A 12715-nucleotide genomic window follows, 5' to 3' on the forward strand; every position below is an offset into this window, starting at 1 on the left:
AATAGTTGCAGTTAGTAAGATAAATAGCCTATCTTGCATCTAACTGTTGCCATACAGAAACAATCAGGACATTCACTTTGTCAGGCCATCGCTGGGAAAGTATAGAAGCCTTTGAGCGCGTTGTGCGCTTTCAGAGCTTTAGCCGCGCAGCCGAGGATCTTGGCGTCTCCCGCTCGCATGTGAGTCGCCAGGTGAGCGCCCTCGAGAACCGCCTGGGGGCCCAGTTACTGTTGCGCACCACCCGTAAGGTGTCGACCACCGAGGTGGGCCAGGCATTCTATTTGCAGTGCCAAGATATCGTCGGCAACCTCGATGAGGCGGAGCGCGCGGTACAGGACCAGCAGGCCAAACCCCGCGGCATCTTACGGGTTTCCGTCGCTGGCGCTTTCGGCGAAGACTTTATCGCCCCTGCGGCCATCGCTTTCATGGCCCAGTATCCTGACCTCACTGTAGAGCTGGATTTCAGCAATCGTCTGATCGACCTGATCTCGGAGGGCTACGACATTGCTATCCGGGCCGGTACTCTGAAGGATTCCTCACTCATTGCCCGCCGCATCAGTTCGCGCCGATTGACCACCTGCGCAGCACCGGCCTACCTCGAACGCTATGGTGAACCCTCCAGCGTCGACGCGCTCACTAATCACAATTGCCTGCTGGGCACACTCGATACCTGGCGCTTCCGGGACAACAACCGCCACATCGATCTGCGCGTTGCCGGCAACTGGCGCAGCAACAATGGCCGGGCGCTGCGGCACGCCGCTCTCGCCGGCATGGGCTTGGTGCAACTGCCGTCGTTTTATGTGGATCAGGACATCGCCGCAGGCACGCTACTCAGTGTGCTCGATCACTGCACCCCTACCGACACCGGAGTGTGGGCTGTGTATCCGCATAATCGTCACCTGTCGGCCAAGGTGCGTTTGTTTGTGAGCTTTCTGGCAGACCACCTGGATTGAATGAACCGTGACCGTCGCCGGCGTCAATCCTGCCCTGCCGATCTCAGCCGCCATGCTGGGAATGGCTACGTTTGCCGGCATGGACGCGCTGATGAAAGGACTGTCCATCGAGATGGGTGTGTACAACGCACTGCTCTGGCGGACAGGCATTGCCGCCTGCCTGGCGCTCTTACTGTTCTCTCTCAAACGCTGCTCGTTGCCGGGCCGGGCTGCGCTGCGGATTCATCTCTGGCGGGGGCTGATTACCTCCGTGATGGCTTACCTGTTTTTCTGGGGGCTGGTGTTTATCCCCCTCGCCGAAGCCATTGCGCTGTCGTTTATAGCGCCATTGATCGCCTTGTACCTAGCCGCATTACTACTTGGGGAAACCATTAACCGCCAGACAATCATCGCCTCCTTATTGGGACTGGCCGGGGCCATTGTCATCATCCAAGGCAAACTCAGCGGTGACTACAGCCCGGAAGCGGCCAAAGGTGTTGTAGCGATTCTATTGTCCGCCACGCTCTACGCTTACAACCTGATTCTGCAACGCCAGCAGGCGCTTATTGCCAACCCGGTGGAGATCTCCCTGTTCCAGAACGGGACAGTGACGTGCATTTACCTGCTATTCGCACCTTTCCTGGCCGTGGTTCCGCAATTGCATCAATGGCCTGTACTAACGCTCACTGCAGCGCTGGGCGTCGCTTCGCTGATGTGTCTCTCCTGGGCATACGCCCGGGCCGAGGCGAAAGCGCTAATTCCCGTGGAGTACACGGCGTTTGTCTGGGCGTCACTGCTGGGCTGGTTTATGTACGGCGAGCGACTCACGCTGGTAACGATATCGGGCACGGCGCTTATTGTCGCCGGCTGCCTGATCGCAGCGCGGTTAAGACCCAATGACGCTGAACATGTGGAGAGTACCGCGGTCTAGATAGCGCCGGGGCGTTGGCCGCCGCACAGGATGTCCGTCACCAGCTCGGTATCCATGTACTCCTTCAACTCGAGCAGGCCATCGTCGCGCCATGTCAGCAGAAAATGGTAGGCATTGCTGTATTGCTGACCGGACACGTGCATGCCGTCAGACACCGCCTCAACGGCCACCCGATCACCCTCGGCAATCATACCGACAACATTAAAGGCCAATCCCTCGGGAAAAGCATCCAACACCCCGGACGCGAACTGGCGAATTTCCTCCTTTCTGCGCGATCCCGAGATCAGGGTTTGTCCCATCGTGACAACCCGACCTTCATCACAATAGGCATTGGCAATCGCCTCACCATCACCCCGCTGCATGGCATCGAAGAATTCCAGCGTGCGTTGCTTGTTACGTTCAATGGTAGTCACCGTCACCTCAGCTAATGTTCAGTAAATTATCCCGGGTGCCTGTAAATACTTCGGCACAATAGCCGAAGTCGACAGGCAGGTTTACGCCGCTGACAAACTCCGCCATAGCACTGTTTAGCCACACCAGTGGCTGAGCCATCTCTGCCCCTGAGGCATATCGTCCATTAGCGGGCAGGAACAAATCGATGGCCTCTGCCGGCATCTGGCCTTCCCCCGTGAGCTTGTCCATGAAACCACTGGCCGTTGGCGACGGCGATATCGCATTGATTCTTATCCCCCTACCCGCCAACACAGCCGCCTGCTGCATCGTATAGACGATCATGCACTGCTTGGAAAAACCGTAGCCATCTGCACACACTTCGGGGTTGGCTACCATCCATGCTCGCGCCGACTCGAAGTCTGGTTCGAGGGCCAGAAACGCTTTGACGCTGTCCAAGTGATTTCTCCACCCCATGCCGGCGGTTGAAGCAATAGAGGCAATCGCGCCGCCCTCGGTCATGCGCGGCAACAACTTCTCAGTCAGGTAGCGCATGCCACAAAAATTAATCAGCACTGTTTCTTCTGCTGAAAATGGTGGACTGGGGACACCTGCGCAATTGAATAGTGCATCCACCCTGTCGGGAAGCTGCTGCAGGCCTGCATCTATACTTGCAGCGTCTTGCATATCCATCATGAGCGCTGAGTAAACCGACGTCATCACTGGCGCTATGTCCAGTGCGTAAACCTCTGCGCCGAGTTCGGAGAGCATGTGCGCCGCGGCCTGCCCCATTCCCGAAGCTGCGCCGGTAATGACGATGCGCTTGCCCTGATATCCCAGTAACGCTGACATCCCTGCCCCCTTAGGTCTGCGAATTTTTGGGTGTGGGGATGTTAGGCCGAATCTCCAACAAGTCCACAGCCACACCACCTGGCAACGCCAACGCATAAGCGACAGCATCGCCGACTTGCCCTGCCTCCATACCCACGTCCATGTAGGTACCTACATGCGACCAGGCCTCTAGACCGGCCACAATGGCATCGACATTCCAACCCTGGGCAAAATTTGTGGCGGCGGCACCAGGTCGAATACAGGTGACACCGATGCCATCAGCCTGAAGCTCTGTCCGCAGATCACGACTGAAACGCTCCACCGCTGCCTTGGTCGCGGCATAGACTGATAGATGGCACATTTCGTCGTAGTGATGGGCAGACGCGGAAGAAATGTTCACGATGCGTGGCGCCTCGCCCCCTCGTAACAGGGGAATGGCCGCTTGACTGGAGAAAACAACACCGAGGAAGTTGGTGTGCACCTGCATCACCACTTCTTCTTCAACCAGATGCTCGACAGCATTGGGCCTTGCGAGCCCCGCGTTGTTGACCAGACCATCGAGACGCCCGAAATGCTGTTTGATGTCGGTAAACGCATCGCGCACCGCACCCGGGCTGCTAACCTCAGCCGAAACGCCGATAGCCCGCTCGGCACCGAGCTCGCTGACTGCCGCATCCAGCCCCTGCTGGCTGCGCGATACAAGACCAACCCGGGCACCCTGCGCCACCAGACTCTTTGCTATCGCAAGACCAAAACCCTGGGAACCCCCGGTGACGATATAAACCTTATTTTCTAGTGCATTACTCATACTGCTATCGCTATTGTCTTTGTTTCCAGATATTCCTCGAAACCTTCACGCCCCATCTCGCGGCCTATGCCGCTTTGTTTATATCCGCCGAACGGCGCGTCGGGACCGTAGAAATTTCCGCCGTTGACATTAATCGTTCCGGTGCGAATCCGGCGGGCTACTGCCAGTGCACGCTCTTCGCTTCCAGACCAGACGCTGCCGGAGAGGCCGAATTCGGAATCATTGGCGATGCGGATTGCATCCTCTTCATCGTCATAAGCGATGACGCACAATACCGGGCCGAAAATTTCTTCCCGGGCTATGACCATATCGTTGGTGACATCCACAAACACCGTGGGCTCAACGTAATAGCCTTTCTTCAATGTCTGAGGGATACCGCCTCCCAGCAGTACCCGAGCACCTTCCTGTCTGCCGCTTTCGATATAGCTCAACACGCGCTGCCGCTGCCGCTCGTTGATCAGCGGTCCCATAATCTCACTTTCCGAGGAGGGGTCACCGTAGCTGATAAACCCGAAGTAAGTTTGCAAACGCTCTTCAACCTCTTGCTGCCTGTGCCCGGGCACCAGCAGGCGCGTGTTAAGTGCACAGCCCTGCCCTGCGTGAAAACAGACCGCCAACGCGCTAAGCAGACTGGTATCAAAATCGGCATCATCGAGAATGATATTGGCGGACTTGCCTCCCAGCTCAAGAAACACCTTTTTAACGGTATCCGAAGCACGCGCCATAATGCGCTTTCCAACTGCCGTCGAACCGGTAAAGGACACCATATCTACTCGTGGGTCCGCGACTAGCATATCTCCTAATTCAGCCGGATCCTTTGCGGTAATAACGTTAAACACCCCGGCGGGAATATCCGTTTGCTCGGCGACGATGCGCCCCAGCATCGTCGCTGACCAGGGTGTATCCGGCGCAGCTTTCAGAACCACGGTGCAACCAGCAGCCAACGCGGGTATGCACTTGGCGAGGTTAATTTGTAGCGGCACATTCCATGGGGATATGGCGGCAACTACGCCGATAGCCTCCTTCTCCACCAGACGCTTGTTTTTGCCTCCCATGATCTCGTTCACACCAAGATCCCGGCTCCAGGGGTAATCAGGCAAGGACGCCAATGTGTAGTCAATAAACGCAATTGGCAGTTCACATTGTGGCCCCGACTGGCCACAGATACCCAGTGGTGCGCCAGTTTCAGCTGCAATTTGCTGCTTAAGCACATCCATTGACGACACCAGCGCCTCCTTGAGTTGCTGCAAACACGCGTGTCTGAAAGCGTGGTTGGTTGACCAGTCAGACGTATCGAATGCTCGCCGCGCTGCAGCAATGGCCTGCTCCATGTCCTGGGGAGCGGCATCTGCCACCTGCCCCAACACTTCTTCCGTCGCGGGGTTGAGATTAGGATAAGTGGCACCGCCCGTCGCTTCGACAAGCTCGCCGTCAATGAGCAATCGTGCCTCGCCATTCATATCAGCTGCAATCCCCCGCCTGAGCCGGCCGCGAGGCATCACGGGCCAGAAAAACATCTTCAATACGATCGCGCACATATTCAGCCGTGGGCAGCGTGACGCTGTGTGCGGCCGCCGTCGCGATAGCACACTCGAGATCCTTGCTCCCCAGAGCGCCCATCGCTCCGAAGAATTGCTGCATATCCTCATCGCTGGCGGATGCGGCCAGACTGTTTCTAGCGCTGACAAACATATGCATTTGCTCGTTGACCACGCCATTGGACAAACCAACATCACGCAACACATCCACCGACAGTCCGCAGGCCTCTGCCAGCCGTGTAGCCTCAGCCATAGCGACGAATTCAGTGTACTGAATGAAATTGTTACAGAGTTTCAACGCAATGCCCGCGCCGACGGCACCGGCGTGAACCACTTTTTCTGCGGAACGCATCAGGATCGGATGGCTGCGATCGAGAATGGCATCATCCCCACCAACCATGTAGCACAACGTGCCTGCCTCCGCGCGATGAGCGCCGCCGGTCATAGGCGCGTCAATCAAAAAGATACCGCACGACGACGCGTCATCTGACCACTTGAGCAGTCGCTCCTGGGTCACAGTACTGTGAATGGCGATAACCGTATTGGCCCCCGCATTACTCAAAAGACCAGCATCACCATAGAGCAAGCTCTCTACCTGTGCGTCGTCGCGCACACAGACTCCAATATGTTCACACTGCGACGCCAGCTCGGCGAGTGACTCACAGGCTGTGGCACCCTGCTCGACCAGCGACTGCACGGCCTCCTGATCAACATCAAATACATGCACTGAATAGGCATCGCTAATCAAGCGCGTAGCCACCGGCTTGCCGATATTACCCAGGCCGATGTAGCCGACGTGTGTCTGCAGACTCATGCTGATTCCGCTTGTTGGGAAAATGTTTTCGCAGCATAGAAAAGCGCCTTCCCGCATGTCAAGCCTAATTGACTACAGGTCAACCATGATTTACTTTATTTCCATGAGCACAGCGATTAACAGCAACCACCGGTCACTCCTGCGTCACTACCGGGACAACTTTGCCAGGCACATTCTCGCTGTGAGCATTCATCTACAGTCTGAAATCATGAATGCACTGACGGTAAAGCACGGACACAGCCAACTCCGCATCAATTTTGAACCCTATATGAACCTGGCCGGTGAACACGGTGCCCGACTGTCCGACATCGCCACCCGGCTGGGCATCTCACGCCAGGCTGCAAACCAGGCAGTGAATCAAATCGAACGCGCGGGCTATGTGGAACGCACACCCGACCCGCAGGACGGCCGCGCCAAGTTGCTTACGCTCACTGACGACGGCAAATCAATAACGCGCCAGGGTGCACGCGAGGCAATGCAGCAGCAGTCGCGTTTGGCAGACATCATTGGCGAGCCGGCCCTCGATGACACCGCAAAAAACCTGGCAACGCTATCGCGCAAACTCGGCCTGTTCGTACCGGACAGTATCGGCACACACAGCCCACTGGTCAGCCTGCTGCCCAGACTGGCAGACACCATCAGTAACAAACTAATGGAGCTGACAATCGCCTCAGGACACCCGAGGCTCAAACGAAGTTTCGGTCCGGTCCTCATTGCTATCGGCCCGCATGGTGGACGCATCCAGCAAATAGCCGAATACCAGGATGTCAGCAAACAGGCGATCAGCGCCACAGTTGCCGAACTGGTAACGCTCGGCTATATCCAACGCTGCGCCGACCCGGATGACGCTCGCCAACTAGTGGTAACTTTCACTAAAAAAGGCCTACAGCTGATTGCCGATTCAATAGCTGCTGTGCAAACACTGAAGACGGAATTTTCCTTACTCATGGGCAAGGCAGCCTTTGCCCAGGTCACGGCTGCGATGGCAGAAATTTATCGAGTCTTCCAGCTCGAGAGCGATGTATTCGGCCAGGCCTACGGCGATCAGATGGACGTCATTATCCGCAATTTAAACCGCGAGCTTGGGCCGGAACGGGCCCGCGAACTGGCCGAGCGCATTCTCGCGACAACGCCTGAAACAATAGGGGAGAAGTCACCATGAGTGATGAAAAGCGTCGAGCCATCGGCGAAAGCACGATCAGGGATGTGTACGCGGGCGACATTGTCGTGCCCGCAGAAGGCTACCCTTTTACCGACATCATGCTCTCCACGCTGTTTGCGGAGATCTGGACCAGGGATGCCCTGTCGATGCGCGACAAGCGTATTCTCTTGCTCGGCATGATCGCCGCCCAGGGAGAAAAGGAGACCTTCAAGATTCAGACCAAAGCAGGCGTCAAACGCGGCGAACTCACCCCGGAAGACATGCGCGAACTGCATCTGTTCATTGCCCAGTATTGCGGATACCCCAGGGCCGCTGCGATGCTGGGCCCGATGGAAGAAGGTATTTCCGAAGCTCAGCATGACATCACCAACAACGACACCAGCGAGACGCCTTCATGAATCTGACCTATCACTGGGAGGCGGCGCTCACCACCGTAGGCCTGGTTGTGCTGTTCACCTTCCTTGGCCAGAAACTGGCATTCTCCATTCCTGATATTGCCAGAGCGCGGAATGAAGACAGAACCCAGAACAAAAAGAAGTGGCGAGAAAAGGCACAGAAGTACCAGCATCGCGTGCCTACTTCACAGAAAATTGGCCTCGCATTTAACCTGGCCTTTTTCGTACTGATACTCCCGTTCATCGTGACACTGGAGCCTCAGTTGGTGTGGAAAATACTGCTGGATGTTGTTCTGATTTTGATGATTTACGACTTCTTCTACTACCTGATGCACCGCTTTCTCTTTCACGGCCAGGGCTTTCTCAGGCGCGTACACGCCGTTCATCACCAGGCTCGAAGCAGGGTAAGCTCCATCGATTCCTATCTGCTGCATCCGGTAGAAATCTTCATGGGAATCGCACTGTTCTATGTCGTGACAACCAGCTATGCACTCGCAACAGGGCAGCCGTTCAACGCTGCTACTATCGTCATCACCACCCTGATCTACACGCAGCTAAACCAGATCAATCACTGCCGAATCGACATTGACAAGCCTCTATGGAGAATGCTCAGCTGGATTGCCATCAAGCACGACGCGCATCATCTGGACATGCACAAGGGCAATTTCGCTACCATCACCCTGCTGTATGACTGGATCTTCGGTACGTTGGAGACGCACCCCCTCGAGCAGAAATCAACGCCCCACCCATAGGATGGGGCACAGCGTTTACTTGCTCAGCTCTTCCTCAACCTGACCAAGACGCTCCTTACCAAAAAACATCTCATCGCCGACGAAGAACGTAGGCACGCCAAAAGCACCGCGATCAGCAGCGGCCTGGGTGTTGGCCTTGAGTGCATCTTTAACGGCATCGGCCTGAATCATCTCCAGCAGCTTGTCTGCGTCCAGCCCAGCGTCGCGCCAAACCTGGGCAACCACCTCGGGATCATCCATCTTCTTGTCCTGTTCCCACATGGCGGTGATCACCGCTTCAATGTAAGCCTCTTGCACTCCGAGCTCAGTGGCGGCGACCAGACCGCGCATCACGGTAATGGTGTTCATGGGAAAATGGCTGTTGAACGCAAAGTCATCGAGACCGTGTTTTTCCTGAAAACGCTGGCTCTCCAGCATTTCGTAAGCCATCTTGCCCTTCACGCCACCAAAGGCCAAAAACGGCGCCTGATTGTCGGTAAGCTTGAACAGGCCACCCAGCAACACCGGCACGATCTCCATTTCGGCGCCTGTTCGCTCGAGAATACCCGGCAGCACCTTTTGACAGTAGTAGGCATTGGGGCTGGCAAAGTCGAACATGAATTCCAGTTTGGACATAACGTTTCCTCGTTATCGAAAGTTTAAGCGTGATTCCACCAGGCGACATCGCTGTGGGCGCGCAAATCAAGCTCGTGCGTCCAGGCGGAGCGGTGCTGGTGGGCGATATGAAAGTAAGTCTCGGCCATTTCCGAGGGCTGCATCAGGTTGTAGTCGGGAGCATCGCGCAGGGCCTGGAAAGCTTCAGCGCCCAACATCTTGCCGAGCGTATCAGGCGCGTCGACCGCTCCATCGACCAGAATATGCGCCACGTGCACGCCCTGTGAGGCGTACTGGGCGTTCAGTGTCTGGCATAGCATACGCCTGCCACCCATCGCTGCCGCATGCGAATGCTGCCCTGCGTTACCGCGCACCGCTGCAGTGGCAGAGGTGACCAGAATACTGCCCTTGCCCCGTTGAGCCATAAATGGACACAGCACCGACGCCAGGCGGAACAAGCCAAAAGTGCCGAGGCGCCAGCCAAGTTCGAAGGCTTTATAACTGGTTTCCTCGAGCGAGCGATTGCCGATCTGCGCACCCAGGTTATAAAGCGCCACCTCAATGGGCCCATGCTCCGCTTCCACAGCCGCCACGCACTCTTCAATACTGTCTTCCGCCGCCGCATTTAGTAATCGACCGCTTGCTGAGCCACCAGCGGCTTCGATGTCACGCACCATCGCTTGCAGGCCCTCCTCGTCACTGCGACGACACAACACCACATGGTAGCCGGCGGCGGCAAACCGCTTTCCGACATTCCCGCCAATACCGGCTCCCGCACCAATAATCAGACAAACTGGCTTCATGAACACTCCTCCGCTATGCGCAATATGGTTGCATGATGCAACTTATTTGAGTTGCAAGGTTGCATCATGCAACCGTATTATGCAAGCCACACCGCGAAGAAACTGTTGGACGGCCTGTGAAATACAAAACCTTCGACCACATGAACTGCTCCCTGGCGCAGACGCTGAATATCATCGGCGAGCGCTGGACACTGCTGATACTGCGCGACGCTTTCTTTGGTTCAAAGCGGTTCGCCCAGTTCGAGCGCAACCTGGGCATTTCCAAAAACATTCTCACCGCCAGGCTCAATACGCTGGTGGAGGAAGGCATTCTCACGCGCCGGACTTCTAAAGAAGATGGTCGCACCGACTATGTGCTCACCGACCAGGGACTGGAGTTACAACCTGTGCTCCTGTCGATGACCCACTGGGGCGACAAGCATCGCCCGCACCCGCGCGGCGAACGCGTGACGTTTGTCGATCGCGAAACCGGCCGACCGATCCAGAAAATGGGCGTCAGAGGTGAAGACGGCCGCCTGCTGGCGCCGCGCGATATCCGCGCCACGGCCGGGCCGGGCCTCGAAACAGACTGACGGGACTTACTGCTTAAGCGGCCCCGGAGTTAACACTGTAAACATTGGCGATAATCGCTATACTCAATCCAAACATAATCACCTGCCTGGAGTTTTCCATGTCCGAACTTGTCACCATTACCATCGACAACCACGTCGCCGACGTACGCCTGAACCGTCCGGAAAAAATGAACGCCCTGAGTTGGGATATGTTCGACGCAATTACCACAGCAGCCAGGGAACTCGCGGCGAACCGCGGGGTGCGCGCCGTAGTCCTGTCCGGAGAAGGCAAGGGATTTTGTGCGGGCATGGACCTGGAGAACTTCAGCGGCGGTATGGGCAACGACCCGTTCGGTAACGGCCGCGGTGATAGCCATCCAAATTACTACCAGGCGCCCGCCTACCTCTGGAAAGCCATTCCGGCGCCGGTGATCTGTGCAGTGCACGGGGCGGCCTATGGCGGTGGCTTCCAGATTGCACTGGGAGCCGATATCCGCATCGCCCACCCGGGCTCGAAATTCTCACTGATGGAGATTAAATGGGGCATGATCCCGGACATGTCCGCCTCGCAAACCCTGCGCGATCTGGTGCGCGTCGACGTCGCCAAGGAACTGTCTTATACCGGTCGGGTTGTCGGCGGAGAAGAAGCACACTCACTGGGCCTGGTAACTCGCCTGAGTGACACCCCCTATGAAGACGCCATGGCCATGGCGCGCGAAATTGCCGTGAAAAACCCGGATGCCGTTGCCCGCAGCAAATACATGTTCGAAACCACCTGGCGAGACAGCAGCGTAGACGGCCTCGCCGAGGAGCAGCGTCTGCAGACCCCCATACTTGGCCGGCCCAATCAGGTGGAATCAGTCATGGCCGCGCTGGAAGGTCGCGAACCCAGCTTCAGCGACCGCGCCTTTGGCGATTTCTCCGAACTCGCCAAAGAGGCCTGATGCGTGGCTGCCATTGATGTCTGGGCACAGCAACCCAACCCCCACTTCCTGTCCCAGCCTTACTTTGATTCGCTCAAACGCTGGACTGGCGAGGACCTGACCGACATTTCGCCGGAGTTCCTCATCGGCTGTATGGACAAGGCCGACGTGGGCCACGCGCTGCTGTCGGCGTGGTACGGACCCCAGGGACCGCTGATCTCCAACGAGCAGGTCCTGGAAATGATCCAGGCCTACCCCAGCCGCTTCTCTGGCCTCGCCTCTGCAGATCTGCGCGACCCCGTCGCCGCCGTTAACACCCTGCGTAAGTACGTCACCGAGCACGGTTTCAAGGGTCTGCGTCTCATCCAGTGGTTGTGGGAACTGCCCTCCACCCACGCGCTCTACTATCCACTTCTGGCCGCCTGCGTGGAGCTCGACGTGCCCGTCTGCCTGCAGGTCGGGCACACCGGGCCGCTACTCAGCTCTGAATCAGGGCGTCCCGCTCACATCGAGCGAATGGCGCTGGATTTCCCGGACCTGAAGATTATCGGAGGCCACATCGGCTATCCCTGGCATGTCGAGATGATTGCCGTCGCGACGAAATTCCCCAACGTTTATATCGACACCTCTGCTTACGTTCCCAAGCGCTATCCCCGGGAACTGGTGGAGTACATGCAGGGGCATGGCAAGCACAAGGTGATGTTCGGCACCAACTACCCGATGATTACACCCGACAGGGCCATGGCCCAGCTCGATCTGCTCGAGTTGAGTGATGATGTGCGCGACTTGTTTCTGGAAGGCAATGCCCGCCGCGTGTTTGATATCGACTAGTGGCGATGTTGATCGAACAAAATAGGATTGCCATCCGGGTCATGCACCAGGAAAAATCCGGCACCGCCGTCTGACGTAACCACCTGATCGATCTGGACGCCCTGCGCTTGCAGATGTGCCTGCCACTCGCGCACATCGGTAAACGCAGGCGCATCCTGACCAGACTGATCCCAACCGGGGTTAAACGTCAGGGTATTCAATTCGAACATACCCTGGAACAAGCCGATCACATGCTCACCGTGCTTAAGCATGAGAAAGTTGTGCTCGGCTGCGCCGCCAAACACCTCAAAACCCAGCTTTTCGTAAAACTCCCGTGAGGCCGCAAGATTCTTCACGGCCAGACTGATTGAGAAAGCACCCGTATGCATGGAGTTCTCCCGTTATGCTTATTCGCTGTTAACAAGCATAGACCAAGCGCTGCCAAGCCACGCGGCTTTAGGCTATGCTATTGCCGTCTTCT

At 56.8% G+C, this 12715-nt stretch carries 16 protein-coding genes; 8 read left to right on the plus strand and 8 right to left on the minus strand.

Annotated elements, in window-relative coordinates:
- The first annotated feature begins 77 nt into the window (after window positions 1-77).
- Window positions 78-953, plus strand: a complete 876-nt coding sequence (locus tag A3709_RS05490) for a LysR family transcriptional regulator (RefSeq protein ID WP_066051267.1) — start codon at window positions 78-80, stop codon at window positions 951-953.
- Between the two features lie 7 nt (window positions 954-960).
- The gene (locus A3709_RS05495; protein WP_197484076.1) at window positions 961-1863 is read left to right on the plus strand and encodes a DMT family transporter; all 903 of its coding nucleotides are present in this window, start codon (window positions 961-963) and stop codon (window positions 1861-1863) included.
- On the opposite strand, the gene A3709_RS05500 is transcribed toward A3709_RS05495, so the two are convergent.
- Genes A3709_RS05500 through A3709_RS05520 form a run of 5 tightly spaced genes read right to left on the minus strand, consistent with a single transcriptional unit; the run spans window position 1860 to window position 6244 of the window.
- Window positions 1860-2276 carry a nuclear transport factor 2 family protein gene (locus A3709_RS05500; protein WP_082849948.1) on the minus strand — a complete coding sequence of 139 codons (417 nt, stop codon included), beginning with the start codon at window positions 2274-2276 and terminating at the stop codon, window positions 1860-1862. The two genes, A3709_RS05495 and A3709_RS05500, sit on opposite strands and share 4 nt — an antisense overlap.
- 7 nt (window positions 2277-2283) lie before the next feature.
- Window positions 2284-3105, minus strand: coding sequence for an SDR family oxidoreductase (locus A3709_RS05505; RefSeq protein ID WP_066051270.1), 822 nt, complete (start codon window positions 3103-3105; stop codon window positions 2284-2286).
- Window positions 3106-3115: 10 nt separating this feature from the next.
- Window positions 3116-3892: an SDR family oxidoreductase gene (locus tag A3709_RS05510; protein ID WP_066051273.1), complete on the minus strand. Its 777-nt coding sequence runs from the start codon at window positions 3890-3892 to the stop codon at window positions 3116-3118.
- Window positions 3889-5352, minus strand: a complete 1464-nt coding sequence (locus tag A3709_RS05515) for an aldehyde dehydrogenase family protein (RefSeq protein ID WP_082849916.1) — start codon at window positions 5350-5352, stop codon at window positions 3889-3891. Before A3709_RS05515 ends, A3709_RS05510 begins: the two co-directional genes overlap by 4 nt.
- 1 nt (window position 5353) lies before the next feature.
- On the minus strand, window positions 5354-6244 hold the full coding sequence (locus A3709_RS05520) for an NAD(P)-dependent oxidoreductase (protein WP_066051279.1): 891 nt from the start codon (window positions 6242-6244) through the stop codon (window positions 5354-5356).
- Between the two features lie 55 nt (window positions 6245-6299).
- On the opposite strand from A3709_RS05520, the gene A3709_RS05525 reads away from it, so the two are divergent.
- Genes A3709_RS05525 through A3709_RS05535 form a run of 3 tightly spaced genes read left to right on the plus strand, consistent with a single transcriptional unit; the run spans window position 6300 to window position 8553 of the window.
- Window positions 6300-7406 carry a MarR family winged helix-turn-helix transcriptional regulator gene (locus A3709_RS05525; protein WP_197484077.1) on the plus strand — a complete coding sequence of 369 codons (1107 nt, stop codon included), beginning with the start codon at window positions 6300-6302 and terminating at the stop codon, window positions 7404-7406.
- Complete coding sequence (locus tag A3709_RS05530) at window positions 7403-7804, plus strand: carboxymuconolactone decarboxylase family protein (RefSeq protein ID WP_066051284.1); 402 nt, start codon at window positions 7403-7405, stop codon at window positions 7802-7804. The genes A3709_RS05525 and A3709_RS05530 overlap by 4 nt, the downstream gene beginning before the upstream one ends.
- The gene (locus A3709_RS05535; RefSeq protein ID WP_066051286.1) at window positions 7801-8553 is read left to right on the plus strand and encodes a sterol desaturase family protein; all 753 of its coding nucleotides are present in this window, start codon (window positions 7801-7803) and stop codon (window positions 8551-8553) included. Before A3709_RS05530 ends, A3709_RS05535 begins: the two co-directional genes overlap by 4 nt.
- 15 nt (window positions 8554-8568) lie before the next feature.
- On the opposite strand, the gene A3709_RS05540 is transcribed toward A3709_RS05535, so the two are convergent.
- Both A3709_RS05540 and A3709_RS05545 read right to left on the minus strand, forming a co-directional pair.
- Window positions 8569-9168 (minus strand): 2-hydroxychromene-2-carboxylate isomerase, encoded by a 600-nt coding sequence (locus A3709_RS05540; protein ID WP_066051289.1) that lies wholly within the window; start codon window positions 9166-9168, stop codon window positions 8569-8571.
- Window positions 9169-9191: 23 nt separating this feature from the next.
- On the minus strand, window positions 9192-9950 hold the full coding sequence (locus tag A3709_RS05545; protein WP_066051292.1) for an SDR family NAD(P)-dependent oxidoreductase: 759 nt from the start codon (window positions 9948-9950) through the stop codon (window positions 9192-9194).
- 116 nt (window positions 9951-10066) lie between these two features.
- On the opposite strand from A3709_RS05545, the gene A3709_RS05550 reads away from it, so the two are divergent.
- The 3 genes from A3709_RS05550 (at window position 10067) to A3709_RS05560 (ending at window position 12255) form a co-directional block, all read left to right on the plus strand.
- Window positions 10067-10522, plus strand: coding sequence for a helix-turn-helix domain-containing protein (locus A3709_RS05550; RefSeq protein WP_082849919.1), 456 nt, complete (start codon window positions 10067-10069; stop codon window positions 10520-10522).
- A 98-nt stretch (window positions 10523-10620) separates the two neighbouring features.
- Window positions 10621-11445, plus strand: coding sequence for a crotonase/enoyl-CoA hydratase family protein (locus tag A3709_RS05555; protein ID WP_066051294.1), 825 nt, complete (start codon window positions 10621-10623; stop codon window positions 11443-11445).
- A 3-nt stretch (window positions 11446-11448) separates the two neighbouring features.
- A complete protein-coding gene (locus A3709_RS05560; RefSeq protein ID WP_066051298.1) occupies window positions 11449-12255 on the plus strand; it encodes an amidohydrolase family protein in 807 nt (268 codons plus the stop codon).
- Here the strand turns inward: A3709_RS05560 and A3709_RS05565 are convergent.
- Window positions 12252-12623, minus strand: coding sequence for a VOC family protein (locus tag A3709_RS05565; RefSeq protein WP_066051302.1), 372 nt, complete (start codon window positions 12621-12623; stop codon window positions 12252-12254). The genes A3709_RS05560 and A3709_RS05565 overlap by 4 nt on opposite strands.
- Window positions 12624-12715: the final 92 nt, after the last annotated feature.

The organism is Halioglobus sp. HI00S01, assembly GCF_001635445.1.
In the GTDB taxonomy this organism is placed as follows: domain Bacteria; phylum Pseudomonadota; class Gammaproteobacteria; order Pseudomonadales; family Halieaceae; genus Halioglobus; species Halioglobus japonicus.